The organism is Kitasatospora sp. NPDC096140 (genome assembly GCF_040303045.1).
Lineage (GTDB): Bacteria > Actinomycetota > Actinomycetes > Streptomycetales > Streptomycetaceae > Kitasatospora.
This window is the reverse complement of the sequence record NZ_JBEOUW010000021.1, coordinates 125,105-140,381: the sequence shown is the minus strand read 5'-3', so window position 1 is coordinate 140,381 and position 15,277 is coordinate 125,105. Positions and strand designations below refer to the sequence as shown.

The 15,277-nt window shown below is 72.8% G+C and carries 11 protein-coding genes; 5 read left to right on the top strand and 6 right to left on the bottom strand.

Features of this window, described 5'->3' with window-relative positions; genetic code table 11:
- Window positions 1–76: 76 nt before the first annotated feature.
- Window positions 77–1,438: a gamma-glutamylpolyamine synthetase GlnA2 gene (glnA2, locus tag ABT048_RS22860; RefSeq protein WP_097238167.1), complete on the bottom strand. Its 1,362-nt coding sequence runs from the start codon at window positions 1,436–1,438 to the stop codon at window positions 77–79.
- 263 nt (window positions 1,439–1,701) lie between these two features.
- On the opposite strand from glnA2, the gene ABT048_RS22855 reads away from it, so the two are divergent.
- Window positions 1,702–3,456, top strand: coding sequence for an NAD+ synthase (locus ABT048_RS22855; protein ID WP_350523299.1), 1,755 nt, complete (start codon window positions 1,702–1,704; stop codon window positions 3,454–3,456).
- A 6-nt stretch (window positions 3,457–3,462) separates the two neighbouring features.
- Here the strand turns inward: ABT048_RS22855 and ABT048_RS22850 are convergent, their stop codons facing one another.
- From ABT048_RS22850 to ABT048_RS22840, 3 genes are all read right to left on the bottom strand, one after another.
- On the bottom strand, window positions 3,463–4,509 hold the full coding sequence (locus ABT048_RS22850; protein ID WP_350523298.1) for an endonuclease/exonuclease/phosphatase family protein: 1,047 nt from the start codon (window positions 4,507–4,509) through the stop codon (window positions 3,463–3,465).
- Window positions 4,510–4,792: 283 nt separating this feature from the next.
- A complete protein-coding gene (locus ABT048_RS22845) occupies window positions 4,793–5,446 on the bottom strand; it encodes a TetR/AcrR family transcriptional regulator (protein ID WP_350523297.1) in 654 nt (217 codons plus the stop codon).
- Window positions 5,447–5,629: 183 nt separating this feature from the next.
- A complete protein-coding gene (locus ABT048_RS22840; protein ID WP_350523296.1) occupies window positions 5,630–7,240 on the bottom strand; it encodes a DHA2 family efflux MFS transporter permease subunit in 1,611 nt (536 codons plus the stop codon).
- Window positions 7,241–7,551: 311 nt separating this feature from the next.
- Here ABT048_RS22840 and panB point away from each other — a divergent pair, with 311 nt between their 5' ends.
- From panB to ABT048_RS22825, 3 genes are all read left to right on the top strand, one after another.
- Entirely contained in the window at window positions 7,552–8,421 is an 870-nt protein-coding gene (gene panB / locus ABT048_RS22835; protein WP_350523295.1) for a 3-methyl-2-oxobutanoate hydroxymethyltransferase, read from the top strand.
- Window positions 8,422–8,582: 161 nt separating this feature from the next.
- Window positions 8,583–9,605: an ATP-binding cassette domain-containing protein gene (locus ABT048_RS22830; protein ID WP_350523294.1), complete on the top strand. Its 1,023-nt coding sequence runs from the start codon at window positions 8,583–8,585 to the stop codon at window positions 9,603–9,605.
- Complete coding sequence (locus ABT048_RS22825) at window positions 9,602–10,414, top strand: ABC transporter permease (RefSeq protein ID WP_350523293.1); 813 nt, start codon at window positions 9,602–9,604, stop codon at window positions 10,412–10,414. The genes ABT048_RS22830 and ABT048_RS22825 overlap by 4 nt, the downstream gene beginning before the upstream one ends.
- A 155-nt stretch (window positions 10,415–10,569) precedes the next feature.
- On the opposite strand, the gene ABT048_RS22820 is transcribed toward ABT048_RS22825, so the two are convergent.
- A complete protein-coding gene (locus ABT048_RS22820) occupies window positions 10,570–13,932 on the bottom strand; it encodes an AfsR/SARP family transcriptional regulator (RefSeq protein ID WP_350523292.1) in 3,363 nt (1,120 codons plus the stop codon).
- A 211-nt stretch (window positions 13,933–14,143) separates the two neighbouring features.
- On the opposite strand from ABT048_RS22820, the gene ABT048_RS22815 reads away from it, so the two are divergent.
- On the top strand, window positions 14,144–14,959 hold the full coding sequence (locus ABT048_RS22815) for a site-2 protease family protein (protein WP_350523291.1): 816 nt from the start codon (window positions 14,144–14,146) through the stop codon (window positions 14,957–14,959).
- A gap of 95 nt (window positions 14,960–15,054) precedes the next feature.
- On the opposite strand, the gene ABT048_RS22810 is transcribed toward ABT048_RS22815, so the two are convergent.
- A complete protein-coding gene (locus tag ABT048_RS22810; protein ID WP_350523290.1) occupies window positions 15,055–15,249 on the bottom strand; it encodes a hypothetical protein in 195 nt (64 codons plus the stop codon).
- Window positions 15,250–15,277 lie beyond the last annotated feature (28 nt).

Sequence of the window (15,277 nt, the reverse complement as noted above, 5' to 3'; positions counted from 1 at the left end):
GGCGCGGGGTTCTGCCCCCTCTTACCGGGCGGCCCGCCTCACCCCGGGGCGCCCCCGCCTGGTGATTGACGGACCGTCAGAGAACCTGGAGGTTCTTGCGCAGCTCGAACGGCGTCACCTCGGAGCGGTACTCCTCCCACTCCTGGCGCTTGTTCCGGAGAAAGAAGTCGAAGACGTGCTCGCCCAGCGTCTCGGCGACGAGTTCGCTGCGCTGCATCAGGTCGATGGCCTCGCCGAGGTTCTGCGGCATCGGCTGGATGCCGAGGGCGCGGCGCTCGGAGTCGGAGAGCGCCCACACGTCGTCGTCGGCGCCGGGCGGGAGCTCGTAGCCCTCCTCGATGCCCTTCAGGCCGGCCGCGAGGGTGACGGCGTAGGCGAGGTAGGGGTTGCAGCCGGTGTCGAGGGAGCGGACCTCGATCCGGGTGGAGCCCTGCTTGCCAGGCTTGTACATCGGCACCCGGATCAGCGCCGAGCGGTTGTTGTGGCCCCAGCAGATGTAGGACGGGGCCTCGCCGCCGGCGCCGGCGGTGCGCTGGGAGCCGCCCCAGATCCGCTTGTAGGAGTTCACCCACTGGTTGGTCACGGCGGCGGTCTCGGCGGCGTGCTTCAGCAGGCCGGCGATGAACGACCTGCCGACCTTGGAGAGCTGGTACTCGGCACCGGACTCGTGGAACGCGTTGCGGTCGCCCTCGAACAGCGAGACGTGGGTGTGCATGCCGCTGCCGGGGTGCTCGGAGAAGGGCTTGGGCATGAAGCTCGCGTGCACGCCCTGCTCCAGCGCGACCTCCTTCATGACCAGGCGGAAGGTCATGATGTTGTCGGCGGTGGAGAGCGCGTCGGCGTAGCGCAGGTCGATCTCCTGCTGGCCGGGGGCGCCCTCGTGGTGCGAGAACTCAACCGAGATACCCATCGACTCCAGCATGGTGATCGCCTGGCGGCGGAAGTCGTGGCCGACACCGCGCGGGGTGTGGTCGAAGTAGCCGGACTGGTCGGCCGGGATGGGCGCGGTGCCGTCGCCGGGCAGGTTCTTCAGCAGGAAGAACTCGATCTCCGGGTGGGTGTAGAAGGTGAAGCCCAGGTCGGAGGCCTTCTCCAGGGTGCGCTTGAGCACGAACCGGGGATCGGCGTAGGACGGCGAGCCGTCCGGCATCAGGATGTCGCAGAACATCCGGGCGGTGCCCGGGGTCTCCGAGCGCCACGGCAGGATCTGGAAGGTGGTCGGATCCGGCTTGGCGATCATGTCGGACTCGTACACCCGGGCGAAGCCCTCGATCGCGGAGCCGTCGAACCCGATGCCCTCCTCGAAGGCCTGCTCCAGCTCGGCCGGGGCCACCGCGACCGACTTGAGGAACCCGAGCACGTCGGTGAACCACAGCCGGACGAACCGGATGTCACGCTCTTCGAGCGTCCGAAGCACGAACTGCTGCTGCTTGCCCATGGGGACAGTCTCACCTCTGCTCTTTACGCTCGTGTTACGCCCGGGAGGCCACCGGAAGACCCCTGCCGGCGAATGCCCCCATCATGGCCGATCACCGGGCGGCACGGCAGTGCCGACCCCCGGGAAGACCTCCGGAACCTCCCCGGAGGACCAAGGGAGGACCAAGGAAGGACCCCTGGACGAGCCCGGGAGGACCCCGGGAGGACCCCGGAGCGACCCCCCTCGCGGGACATTGCGTCAGATAGACGATTACACTCGGGGACATGCCCAATCTCCGTCTCGCCCTGAGCCAGATCGACCCCTGGGTCGGTGACCTCGCCCGCAACAGCGATGAGGTGGTGCGCTGGACCAAGCAGGCCGTCGAGGCCGGCGCCCAGCTGGTCGCCTTCCCCGAGATGGCCCTCACCGGGTACCCGGTCGAGGACCTCGCCCTGCGGCACTCCTTCGTCGAGGCCTCCCGCGGTGCGCTGGTCGAGCTGGCCGGCCGGCTGGCGGCCGACGGGCTGGGCGAGGTCCCGGTGGTGGTCGGCTACCTCGGGCGCTCCGACCACGCGTCACCGCGCTTCAACCGCCCGGCCGGGTCCCCGCAGAACTGCGCCGCCGTGCTGCACCGGGGTGAGGTGGTGACCCGCTTCGCCAAGCACCACCTGCCCAACTACGGCGTGTTCGACGAGTTCCGCTGGTTCGTCCCGGGCGACCAGCTGCCGGTGGTCCGGGTGCACGGGGTCGACGTCGCGCTGGCGATCTGCGAGGACATCTGGCAGGACGGCGGCCGGGTCACCGCGGCCCGCGAGGCCGAGGCCGGGCTGCTGCTGGTGATCAACGGTTCGCCGTACGAGCGGAACAAGGACGACCAGCGGCTGGAGCTGGTCCGGCGCCGGGCGGCCGAGGCGGGCTGCACCCTGGCGTACGTCAACATGGTCGGCGGCCAGGACGAGCTGGTCTTCGACGGCGACTCGATCGTGGTCGGCGCGGACGGCGAAGTCCTCGCCCGCTCCCCGCAGTTCGAGGAGCACCTGCTGCTGCTCGACCTCGACCTGCCGGCCGCCAGCAGCGACCACACGGACGGCCTGCTGCTGAGCGACGGGCTGCACCTGGTCCGTACCGAGCTGGGCGGCGAGCCGGTGCCCGCGCCCGCCGACCGGGCGGACGCCGGGGTCGCGCCGCGGCTGTCCGACGAGGCCGAGATCTGGGCCGCGCTGGTCTCCGGCACCCGGGCGTACGTCGCCAAGAACGGCTTCGGGTCGGTGCTGATCGGCCTCTCCGGCGGCATCGACTCCGCGCTGGTGGCCTCGATCGCGGTGGACGCGATCGGCGCCGAGAACGTGTACTGCGTGTCGATGCCCAGCCGCTACTCCTCCGAGCACTCCAAGGGCGACGCGGCCGAGCTGGCCCGCCGCACCGGGCTGCACTTCCGGACCGTCTCCATCGCCCCGATGTTCGACGCCTACCTGGCCGCCACCGAGCTGACCGGCCTGGCCGAGGAGAACCTGCAGTCCCGGCTGCGCGGCACCCTGCTGATGGCGATCTCCAACCAGGAGGGGCACATCGTGCTCGCGCCCGGCAACAAGAGCGAGCTGGCGGTCGGCTACTCGACCCTGTACGGCGACTCGGTGGGCGCGTTCGGGCCGATCAAGGACGTCTACAAGTCGCTGATCTTCCGGCTGGCCCGGTGGCGCAACGAGGAGGCCGAGCGGCGCGGCGAGGTGGCTCCGATCCCGGAGAACACCATCGTCAAGCCGCCGTCCGCCGAGTTGCGGCCGGACCAGAAGGACACCGACTCGCTCCCGGACTACGACCTGCTGGACAGCGTGCTGGCGCGCTACATCGAGGGCGACGAGGGCCGGGACGCGATCGTGGCGGCGGGCTTCGACCCGGCCGTGGTGGACCGGGTGGTGCGGCTGGTCGACACCGCCGAGTACAAGCGGCGCCAGTACCCGCCGGGCCCCAAGATCTCGGTGAAGAACTTCGGCCGGGACCGCCGACTGCCGATCACCAACCGCTGGCGGCGCGGCTAGGAGCCTTCAGTACCGGTAGGTGGCGACCACCGCGAGGTGGTCGCTGCCGTCCCGGGGCAGGGTGCGGGAGTCGACCGGTTCGAGCCCGCCCTTGCTCATGATCTGGTCGATCCGGGCCATCGGGAAGGACGTCGGCCAGCTGAAGCCGAAGCCGTCCCCGGCGGCGCCCTGGGCCGAGCGCATCTGCGAGGTGACGGGCGCCAGACTGCGGTCGTTCATGGTGCCGTTGAGGTCGCCGAGGAGCAGCACCTTCTTGATCGGCTCGGCCTCGATCGCGTCGCCGAGCGCCTGCGCGCTGGCGTCCCGCTGGTTGACCGTGAAGCCGCCCTCGGCCTTCAGCCGCACCGAGGGCAGGTGCGCGACGTACACCGCGACCGGACCCTGCGGGGTGCCGACCTGGGCGCGGAACGCCCTGGTCCAGCCCATCTTGAGGTCCACCGGCGCGACCCCGCTGATCGGGTACTTCGACCAGAGCCCGACCGTGCCCTCCACGGTGTGGTACGGGTAGGCCTCGGCGAGCCCGGTCTCGTACGAGTGCAGCGCCCGGCCCGCCAGCTCCTGCAGGGCGACGATCTGGGCCCCGGAGGCGACCAGTCCCCGGATGGTGCCCGGCACGTCGGTGTTGGCGGCGGCGACGTTGTGGCTGACCACCTTCCACTCGCCCTTGCCGCCGCTCCGGTCGATCAGCAGGCCGCCGAACAGGTTGGCCCAGAGCACCACGGGCAGCAGCAGGGCGAGCAGCGCGGTGGCGGAGCGGCGCAGCAGCGCGGGCACCAGCAGCACCGGGACGGCCAGGCCCAGCCAGGGCAGGAAGGTCTCCAGCAGGCTGCCGAGGTTGCCGGCGCCGTTGGGCACCTCGGCGTGGAAGGCGAGCAGCGCGGCGGTGAGCCCGGCCAGGGCGGCGATCACCAGGCCGCGCCGCCAGGTGGTGGCGCCGCGGGCGTCCCGGCCCCAGTTCCGCAGGCCGAGGAAGCCGCCGGACCGCGCCGCCGGGGCCGACTCGTCGGCACCTCCGGGGGCCGCGATCCGCTCGGTCCTGTCCGCCTGCGTCATGCCGTGGCTCCCGTTCGCTCGTGCCGGCCGCCGGTCCGGGGTCCGGCCCGCGGGACGGGCACGGCACCGGACCGGTGCCGGTTCGATCGGATACCCGGCTCAGCCTATGCCGGGACAGACGTCAGGCCCCCGGAGCGGGTTCCGGCGTGGCCCGGATTGGTGAGTTAGGCCACGTCCGGCCGGTGCGGCGCCCGGACGGCGGGCCGGTGCCGGGCCGACGCGACCTCGCACGGCGGGCCGGTGCCGGGGTCAGCGCGGACCCGGACGGGGGCCGGTGCCGGGGTCAGCGCGGCCCGAGGCCTCCGATCAGCGAATCGACCATCTTGCGGGCGAGGTCCGGGTCCTCCAGGTCGGAGTCGTCCCACAGGATGCTGCGGTAGAGGATCGGGCCCATCAGCAGGTCGCCGAGCAGGTCCAGGTCGAGGTCGGAGCGGAGCACGCCCTCGTCCACGGCGCGGCGGATCAGCTTCAGCCCGGCTTCGCGGCGCGGCTTGACCACCCGTTCGCGGTAGGCGTTGTGCAGCTCGGGAAGGCTGTGCATCTGGCCCAGGGCGGCCTTCAGCACCCAGCGGGTGCGCTTGGCGAGGCCGCGCCGGCGCATGTAGTCGATCATCTCGATCAGGTCGGCCCGCGCGCCGCGGCCGGTCGGCTCCGGCATCGGGACCTCCAGCTTGCCGACCACGTCGACCAGCAGGGCCTCCTTGTTGGGCCAGCGCCGGTAGATGGTGGCCTTGCCGACGCCCGCCGCGGTGGCGATGCCCTCGATGGTGAGTTCGGACATCGTGGTGCCGCCCGACATCAGGTCCACCACCGCGCCGAAGATGGCCTGCTCGGCGGCCTCGCTGCGGGGCCGGCCGCGGCGTGCCGCGGCACAGGCCTGGCCGCTGTCGGCGGCGCAGTCCTGATCGGTGTCGGCGGTCGGGGTGTCCGTCTTCATCCCCGCTGTACTCCCTCGCTGTCCGCGGGCGCGCGGGCGCCGTCCGTGTCGTTGACGGTCCGTGCGGCGGGCGGGAGCCCGCCGTCGGACCGAGGCCCTGCCCCCTCGGGCGCACCCGGGGGGACAGGGCCATTGTCACCCAGTCGTGTTCGAGGCCTCACCGCCGTCCGGTCGGACCGCAGGTCAGGCGTCGGCGGCCGCGGTCTCGACGAGGGGCTCGTCCCGCTGCTCGGGGGCCGGACCGGCCGGCGCACCGGGGGCGGCCGAGCGGCGCGGCAGCAGGAACCAGGCGACCAGCGCGCCGAGCACCGAGATGCCCACCGAGAGGGAGGCCACGACGTGCATGGCGTGGATGAAGGAGTCGTTCGCCGGGCCGATCAGGGCCTTGCCGCCCGGGATCCGGTCGGCGATGGCCAGGGTGGCCTCCAGCGACTCGCCGGCCTTGTCCCGCAGGTTCTCGGGCAGCTGGTTCAGCGTGTCGGACATCCCGTCGCGGTAGACGGTGGAGAGCACCGCGCCGAGCACGGCGACGCCCAGCGAGCCGCCGACCTGGCGGAAGGTGTTGTTGACGGCCGAGCCCGCGCCGGCCTTCTCGCGGGGCAGCGAGCCCATGATCGCGACGGTGACCGGCGGCATGACGTGCGCCATGCCGGCGCCCATCACCAGGCCGAGCACGATCAGCACCCAGATCGGGCTGGTGGCGGTCAGCACGGTGTAGCCGACGAAGCCGAGCGCGACCAGCAGCATGCCGCCGGCGGCGGTGGCGGCGACGCCGATGCGGTCGACCACCAGCCGGGCCCGCGGCGCGAACAGCAGCTGGGCGACGGCCAGCGGCAGCATCAGCAGGCCGGCCTGCAGTGCGCTGTAGCCGCGCACGCTCTGGATGTAGAAGACGCCGAAGAAGGAGACGCCCATCAGCGCGAAGAAGATCACGCCGACGACGACCACGGAGGCGCTGAACACCTTGTTGCGGAACCAGCTGACGTCCAGCGCGGGGAACGCGGTGCGGCGCTCGAACCAGACGAAGCCGACCAGCGCGACCACGCCGATCAGGGTCGGCGCCCAGGCCTCGACGGCCGTGAAGTCGGCCAGCTCGCCGCCCTTGATGATGCCGTAGATCAGCGCGACCAGGCCGATGATCGACAGCAGCACGCCGACCGGGTCGAGCTTCCCCGGGTTGGGGTCCTTGGACTCGGGCACCAGGACCGCCATCGCGATCACCGCGACGATCACGATCGGGACGTTGATCAGGAAGACCGAGCCCCACCAGAAGTGCTCGATCAGCACGCCGCCGGTGATCGGGCCGATGGCGATGGCCAGACCGACCGCGCCCGCCCAGATGCCGATGGCCTTGGGCTGCTCGGAGCGCTCGAAGACGTTCATGATGATCGCCAGCGTGGCGGGCATCGCGAGCGCGGCGCCGACGCCCATCAGGGCGCGGAAGCCGATGAGTTCACCGGGCGAGGCGGCCATCGAGGACAGCAGCGAGGCGATGCCGAAGACCACCATGCCGGCCAGCAGCGCGAGCTTGCGGCCGAAGCGGTCGCCGAGCAGGCCCGAGGTGAAGAGCAGCCCGGCGAACACCAGGGTGTAGGAGTTGATCGACCACTCCAGGTCGCTCTGGGTGGCGCCGAGGCCGACCGGAGCGGGGGTCGCGATGGTCTTCATCGCGACGTTGAGGATCGAGTTGTCGAGTACGACGACGAGCAGGGCGAGCACCAGGGTGCAGAGGATCGCCCAGCGCCGACGGTGGATGGCTTCCGGCACGCGGGGTGGCGCGGCTGCGGTGGTCATTGGTCTTCCCGTCCGTGGTGGTGTGGCACTGGCGGGCAATTCCGAGCCGGATACGTCTCGTAACCCCCCGCACCAGAGTAGCCGGGAATACGATACGAGACGACCCCGTTTCGCAAAAACGAGGCAAAGCCCGCCGCCTCCGCCCACCACGACCGGGCCCGGTGTGCCACCACGACCGGACCCGGTGTGTCACGGATCGCACCGGGACGAACGCACCCCTCTTTGCGCGCACGCCGGGGCGTGCAAGCATGGAGGGGATCCGGGGACGCCGCACGGCGCCACGAGACGACAACCCTTCAGGAGTCCGTTCGATGAACGCTTCTTCGCCTTCGCCTGCCCAGAACCAGGCGTCGACCGCCACCCTCTACGGCGGGGTCACCAACCGCCGCATCACCGTCCGCGACCTGGCCTCCGCCAAGCAGCGCGGCGAGAAGTGGTCGATGCTCACCGCCTACGACGCCCTGACCGCGGGCGTGTTCGACGAGGCCGGCATCCCGGTGCTGCTGGTCGGCGACTCAGCGGGCAACTGCCACCTCGGCTACGAGACCACCGTCCCGGTGACCATGGATCAGATGGTGATGCTCTCCGCCGCCGTCGTCCGCGGCACCAAGCGGTCGATGATCGTCGCCGACCTGCCGTTCGGCTCCTACCAGGAGTCCCCCGCGCAGGCCATGCACAACGCGGCCCGGCTGATGAAGGAGGCCGGCGTCGGCGCGGTGAAGCTGGAGGGCGGGGAGCGCAGCGCCCGCTCGATCGAGCTGCTGGTCGAGGCCGGCATCCCGGTGATGGCCCACATCGGCCTCACCCCGCAGTCCGTGCACGCCCTCGGCGGCTACCCGGTCCAGGGCCGCGGCGACGAGGCGGCGCACCAGCTGCTGCGCGACGCCAAGGCCGTCCAGCAGGCGGGCGCCTTCGCGGTGGTGCTGGAGGCGGTGCCGGCCGAGCTGGCCGCCCAGGTCACCGAGCAGCTCGCGATCCCGACCGTCGGCATCGGCGGCGGCCCCGACACCGACGCCCAGGTGCTGGTCTGGACCGACATGGCCGGCATGACGGCCGGCCGGGTGCCGAAGTTCGTCAAGCAGTACGCCAACCTGCGGGCCGTCCTGGGCGACGCCGCCCGGGCCTTCGCCGAGGACGTCCGCGGTGGCGCCTTCCCGGCGGAGGAGCACACCTTCCACTGACGGGCCGTACGACCCCGCGCCCCCGCTCCGCCCGTCGGAGCGGGGGCGCTGCCGTGCCCGGCCGGCGGATGACAGCGGCGTGACAGCCGCCTGGCAGCGGGGTGCCACGGCCGCCGCCCGGCTGACAGGGGGCTGACAGCCGGGGCGGACAACCTGGTGGCATGACACGAATCGCCACCGCCCCGAACGACCGGGGAGCCGCCGTCGGCAACGCCGTCGAGGTCCGCGGCATCGTCAAGCACTACGGCACCACCAAGGCCCTCGACGGGGTCGACCTCACTGTGAAGGAGGGCACCGTCCTCGGCGTGCTCGGCCCCAACGGCGCGGGCAAGACCACCCTGGTGCGGGTCCTCTCCACGCTGATCAAGCCGGACGCCGGCACCGCCGTCGTCGGCGGCTACGACGTCCTGCGCCAGCCCAAGCAGCTGCGCCGCACGATCGGCCTCACCGGCCAGTACGCCTCCGTCGACGAACTCCTGTCCGGGTACGAGAACCTCTACCTGATCGGCCGACTGCTCGACCTGCCCCGTCGCGAGGCCAAGGCCCGCGCGACCGAGCTGCTGGAGCGCTTCTCGCTCACCGAGGCCGCCAAGCGAACCGCCAAGACCTACTCCGGCGGCATGCGCCGCCGCCTCGACCTGGCCGCCAGCATGATCGGCCGGCCCCGGGTGCTCTACCTGGACGAGCCCACCACCGGCCTGGACCCGCGCACCCGCAACGAGGTCTGGGACGAGGTGCAGCGGATGGTCTCCGAGGGCACCACCGTGCTGCTGACCACCCAGTACATGGAGGAGGCGGAGCAGCTCGCGAACGAGCTGACCGTCATCGACCGCGGCAAGGTCATCGCCAACGGCCTGGTGGCCGATCTCAAGGCCAAGGTCGGCGGCCAGACCCTGCAGGTCCGCCCGGTCCGCCCGGCCGACCTGCCCGAGATGGCCCGCTGCCTGCGCGAGAGCGGCATCACCAGCGCCACCTTCTCCGCCGACACCGGCCTGCTCGCGGTGCCGATCACCGACGAGGAGCAGCTGACCGCGGTGATCGGCGTGCTCGGCGGCCGCGGCTTCGCGATCGCCGGCATCGACACCAAGGTGCCCAGCCTCGACGAGGTCTTCCTCGCCATCACCGGCAAGCCCGCCGCCGACGCGGAGCCCGCCCCCAGCCTCGCCAAGGAGCCCGTCGCATGACCACCGCCGCACTCGCCCCCGCCCGGGTGGAGGACTCCCGGATCGGCCTGTCCGGGACGCTGCGCCACGTCGGCGCGCTGACCCGGCGCAACCTGATGCGGATCAAGGCCGACCCGGAGTCGATGTTCGACGCCGTGCTGATGCCGATCATCTTCACCGTGCTGTTCGTCTACGTCTTCGGCGGTGCGATGGCCGGCGACCAGGACACCTACAAGCAGTACCTGGTCCCCGGCCTGCTCGGGCAGACCGGCCTCACCCTCGCGATGGCCGTCGGCACCGGCCTCAACAGCGACTTCCAGACCGGTGTGATGGACCGCTTCCGGACCCTGCCGATCGGCCGGGCCTCCGTGCTGCTCTCCAAGATCGCCGCCGAGACCCTGCGCGGGCTGCTCTCCTTCGCGATCCTGATCGGCTTCGCGATGTGCATCGGCTTCGAGGTGAAGACCGGCCCGCTGGAGGTGCTGGCCACGGTCGGCCTGGGCCTGGTGTTCGGTATGTCGATCGTCTGGATCTCGATGCTGCTGGGCATGGCGCTGCGCAGCGCCCAGGCCGTCCAGGGCGTGGCCATGCTGGTCCTGATGCCGATGCAGTTCGGCAGCTCGATCTTCGCCCCGACCAACACCATGCCGGGCTGGCTGCAGTCCTTCACCAAGATCAACCCGCTGTCCGCGCTGGCCGACGCCTCCCGTGCGCTGCTCAACGGCGAGGGCGCGGTGGCCCACCCGGTGATGATCGTGCTGGTCTGGTCCGCCGCCGTGACCGCGGTCTTCGCCCCGCTGGCGGTCGCCCGCTTCCGCAAGCGGACCTGACCTCCACGGAGAAGAGCCACCGTCGGCCCCCCGTGAGGGAGGGCCGCCGGACGGGACGGCCGGCCGCCCGGGACAGGCACCGGCCGTCGCGAGGGCCCGGCGGGCCGGTGACCAGGGGACGGGCACCGACCCGCCGGGCCCTCGGCCCTCAGCCCTCAGCCCTCGCCGATCAACTCGTCCATCAGCGCGTGGGTCTGGGCCTGGGTCATCCCGGTGCCACGGGTGCGGGCCGCTTCGAAGGCGGCGTCGCCGAGCAGCTCCCGCAGGGCGCCGGCGGAGCGCTCCCGCTCGACCCGGTCCAGGTAGCCGCCCTTCGGGCCGTGCAGTCCGGTGTGCGCGCCCAGCAGCACGGCGGCGGCCTCGGCCCGCTCCAGGTCCCCGTCGCGCTGGGCGAAGCTCACCAGCACCGCGGCCACCGCGGGCACCACCATGACCGCCACGTGCTCGGCGAACCCGCTGGTGGCCGACGTGGCGCGCAGCAGCCGCCGGCCCTCCTGCAGCAGGGCGAAGCCCTGGTCCGGGTCCCCGGCCCGGGCGACGATCCAGCCCCGGGCGCTCAGCAGCATCCCGTCCACGATGCCCGGCGCGAAGCCGCCCACCCTGACCACGTCGAGGGTGTCCAGCTCGGCCAGGGCCGCCTCGTGCTCGTCGCGCACGGCGTGGATGCCGCACAGCGTCAGGTGGCCGAACATCAGGGCGCCGGTGGTGGACTGGTTGGTGCCCGGGGCGTCGACGGAGGCCAGCGCCTCCCGGACGATCCGCTCGCCGCGCTCCATGTCGTGCTCCAGCATGGCGGTGCCCAGGTGCACCCGCAGGATCGGGACCTCCTGCGGCGCGCCCAGTTCCTCGGCCAGCTCGATCGCCCGCGCGTACGCGGCGGCGGCGGCCTGCGACTCGCCCTGGCCCGCCAGGCTCTCCCCGTGCGCGGCCAGCGCCTGGGAGACCCCCCAGAGGTCGCCGGCCCGTTCGTACAGCTCCAGCGAGCGCTCGCCGTCGCGCAGGCTCTGCTCGGCGCCGCTCGGCCAGTCGTTCATCATCCGTGCCCGGACCTGCAGGATGAAGGCCAGGTCGCCCGGCCCGCCGTACTGCTCGCAGCCGAGGACGGCGTCGTCCAGCAGGTCCTTCATCAGCTCCAGCCGGCCGGCCAGGAAGGCGCCGAACACCCGCATCAGCGCCGGGAACCGGTAGGACTGCGGCAGTTCCGGGCCGTAGGCGTCCAGCAGCTGCCGGGAGACCTCGACCGCCTCCGGGTCGCCGAGCACGTCCAGGTTCCCCTCGAACAGGCCGATCAGCCGGTACATCGCGAGCAGCCGGCGGGACTCCTCCAGCACGCCCTCGGGCATCGGCACGCCGTACGCGAGCACGTCGCGCTCCAGCGGCAGCGGCGGCGGGACGTCGGGACCGAGCGGGTCCGGCCCCAGGGCGGCGACCGCGTCGTACCAGCCGCGGGCCTCCATGCTGTAGGCGCGCAGCGACCAGTACCAGCTCATGCCGAGGCAGAGGACCAGCGCCTGTTCCTCGTCCCGGAGGTCGATCGCGCGGCGCAGCACGGCCCGGATGTTGTCCTGCTCGCGCTCCAGCACCGCCAGCCAGTGCAGCTGCCGGGGGCCGTGGATCTGCTGCTCGGCCTCGGCGACCAGCGCGCGGAAGTGCGCCAGGTGACGGGCCTCGGCGGCGACGCGCTCGGCGGCGGACTCGGCGAGGCGCTCGGTGGCGTACTCGTGGATGGTCTCCAGCATCCGGTAGCGCGGCAGGCTGGCGCCGTCCAGGTCGGCGACCAGCAGGGACTTGTCGACCAGCGACAGCAGCAGGTCGGCGACCTCCCCGGGGGCCACGTCGAGGCCGTCGGCGCAGACCGCCTCGGCGTCCTCCAGCTGCCAGCCGCCCACGAACACCGAGAGCCGGCGAAGCACCGCCCGCTCCCGCTTGCCCAGCAGGTCCCAGCTCCAGTCGACCACCGCGCGCAGGGTCTGCTGGCGTGGCAGCAGGGTGCGGCTGCCGGCGGTGAGCAGCGCGAACCGGCCGTCCAGCCGGTCGGCTATCTGGCGGGCCGTCATCACCCGCAGCCGGGCGGCGGCCAGTTCGATGGCCAGCGGCAGCCCGTCCAGCCGGCGGCAGATCTCGGCGCAGGCCTCCGGGTCGCCCTGCGGGTCGAAGCCGGGACGGGCGGTGGCGGCGCGCTCGGCGAACAGCCGCAGCGCGACCGGGTCGGGCAGCGGCTCGACCGGCAGCACCGTCTCACCGGGCACGCCGAGCGGCTCGCGGCTGGTGGCGAGCACGGTCAGCCCCGGGCACTCGGCGAGCAGCACGTCGGCGAGGTCGGCGGCGGCCTGGACCAGGTGCTCGCAGTTGTCCAGGACGAGCAGCATCCGGCGGTGGCCGCAGTGCTCGACGAGCCGGCGCAGCGGGTCCTCGGCGCGCTTCTCGATCACTTCGGCGACCATGTTGGTGCTGTGCAGCACGATCTCGCGCAGGCCCAGTGCGGAGACCACGGCGGCGGGCACCGCCTCCGAGCTCTCCAGCGGGGCGAGTTCGGCCACCCAGACGCCGTCCGGCCAGGCGCCCGCGCCCTGTTCGGCCCGGCCGGCCTCGACCGAGAGGCTGGTCTTGCCGGAGCCGCCGGGGCCGGTGAGGGTCACCAGCCGACGGTCCGTCAACATTCCGCGCAGCGCGGTGAGATCGGCCTCGCGGCCGACGAAGCTGGTCAGCCGGCCGCGCAGGTTGCCGCCGGCGCGCGGGAGCCGGGGCGCCGGCGCGTCCCCGGCCGGCGTCGGCAGTGGGCCCGGGTCCGGTTCCACCTCCGCCACGGGGGCGAGCAACTCGGCGTAGAGGGACTGCAGTTGGCGGCCCGGGTCGACGCCCAGCTCGTCGGCCAGCGCCCGCCTGGTCCGCTCGTAGTGGCGCAGCGCCTCCGCCGTGCGGCCGCTCGCCTGCAGCGCCCGGATCATCAGCAGCTGCAGCGGTTCGTCCAACGGCTGCCGCTCGCACAGCTCGGCGAGTTCGGCGACCAGCTCCGCGGCGCGGCCGAGCCCGAGATCCGCGGTGATCCGGTGGCGGCGGGCCTCCTCGCGCTGGACCTCCAGCCGGGCGGCCGGGCCGGTGCGGTCCGGCAGGTCGGCGAGGGCGGGGCCGCGCCACAGCGCCAGCGCGGCGCGCAGCCGCTCGGCGGCGAGCGCGTCGTCGCCGGTGTCCAGGGCGCGGCGGCCCTCGGCGCTCAGCCGCTGGAAGTCGGCGAGGTCGGTGCCGGGGCCGGTCAGCCAGTAGCCGGCCGGGCCGGAGCCGACCTCGTCCCGGCCGATGGTGCGGCGCAGCCGGCCGACCAGGGTCTGCAGCGCGGCGGAGGCGTCCTGCGGCGGGTCGGTGTCCCACACCTCGTCCACCAGCAGGTCGGCCGGGACGGGACGGCCCTGCCGCAGGGCCAGCGCGGTGAGCAGCGCCCTCAGCCGGGCGCCGCCCAGGGGCACCGAGGTTCCGTCGTCGTGGTGGGCCGTGGTCGTCCCGAGGATGCCGTAGTGCACCGGACCATTCTGGTCGATCGTCGCGGGTACGGCCGCACAATTGTGCTGGAACTCCCCGCACCCGCGCCCGCGCCAGCGCTCGCACCCGCGACGGAACGCGGCCGGGCGTTCGGACGTTCACCCGGAGCGGCTTGTCCGGTCACCGGCCCGCCCGGCATGATCGACCCCGGCCCGCATCCCGACCTCCCCCTGCCCACGGAGCATCCACACCATGACCTTCGCCGCCACGCCGCGCTCCCGCAGCGAGGACCGCCGGATCAGCCCGGTGTTCTGGGTGCTCCTCGCCGTCCTCGCCACCTCCGCCTGGGCGGTGTACGCCGACTACGGGAACAGCTCCTTCGGCGTGTTCCTGTTCGTCGTCGCCGGCTGGATGGTCTCCCTCTGCCTGCACGAGTACGCCCACGCGCGCACCGCGCTGCACGGCGGCGACATCACCGTCGGCGCCAAGGGCTACCTCACGCTCAACCCGCTGAAGTACACCAACGTGCTGCTGAGCTTCGTGCTCCCGATCGTCTTCGTGATCCTCGGCGGCATCGGCCTGCCCGGCGGCTCGGTGTGGATCGAGCGGCACCGGATCCACGGCCGGCTCAAGCACAGCCTGGTCTCGGCGGCCGGGCCGCTGGTCAACGTGCTGTTCGCGGCGGTGCTGCTCATCCCGGTCGGCGCGGGGTGGCTGCACGGCGACGGCGGGGTGTACGTCTGGGCCTTCGGCGTGGACCCGTACAAGCCGATCGAGTGCGCGATGGCCTTCCTCGGCCTGCTCCAGCTGAGCGCCGCACTGCTCAACCTGCTCCCGGTGCCCGGCCTCGACGGCTACGGGATCGTCGAGCCGTGGCTGTCGGCCAAGACCCGGCGCGCGGTCGAGCCGTTCGCGCCGTACGGGATGCTGGCGGTGTTCGCGCTGCTGTGGCAGCCCCAGGTCAACCAGCTCTTCTTCGAGGCGGTGCACGGGCTGATGGGGCTGTTCGGGGTGGACGGCCGGGTCTCCGACCTCGGCTACGCGATGTTCCGCTTCTGGGACAACTGATCCGAGGGCGGCCGGCCCTCGCCGGTCGGCCCTCTTCGGTCAGCCCTGCCCGGTCGGCCCTCTTCGGTCAGCCCTGCCCGGTCGGCCCTCTTCGGTCAGCCCTGCTCGGCTGCCGCGGCGGTGGCCTCGGCGATCTTCGCCCGGCGGCGGTTCAGCCACACCACGTTGCTGGCCACGCCGGCCAGCGGCAGCCAGATCAGGCCCAGCCACAGGCCCTGGGTCAGCGAGAAGACGGCGGCCGCCAGCGCGAGGACGACGACGGTCAGGGCGAGCACGGACGTGCGGGGCATGGTGGAGGGCTCCTAGAACGGGTACGGC